The sequence below is a fragment of the Streptomyces sp. 8P21H-1 genome (assembly GCF_013302945.1).
In genome coordinates this window covers 2,439-2,783 of the sequence record NZ_JABTYA010000215.1, presented here as the reverse complement: position 1 = coordinate 2,783, position 345 = coordinate 2,439, and the positions used below count along the sequence as shown (strand labels likewise).

Annotated in this window: 1 protein-coding gene; it reads right to left on the bottom strand. The window is 71.9% G+C overall.

Annotation, left to right across the window (positions count from 1 at the left end):
* The coding region (locus tag HO151_RS07335; RefSeq protein WP_254594690.1) for a zinc-binding dehydrogenase at positions 1 to 345 on the bottom strand (345 nt) is incomplete at both ends.

The following is a 345-nucleotide window of genomic DNA, read 5'->3' as shown; positions in this document are numbered from 1 at the left end:
TCACGCGCCCGCCGCACGTCCCACACCCGCACCGGCAGCGGCCGCAGCGCGCCCCCGGCGAAGAGGTCCAGCAGCTCGCCGAGGAGGGCCTTGTTCCGCTCGGGTCCGGCCTCGCCGAGGTCGAAGGCGCGGTAGCGCACGTCCCCGAGGGAGCGCGGGTCGCGGATGTCGGTCTTGCCCATCTCCAGGAACCGCCCACCGGCAGCCGTGATCCGCAGCGACGCGTCCACGAACTCACCCGCGAGAGCGTTCAGCACCACATCCATACCGCGGCCGCCGGTGACCGCCCGGAACTTCTCCTCGAAGCCCAGATCACGCGACGAGGCGATGTGATCCTCGTCCAGG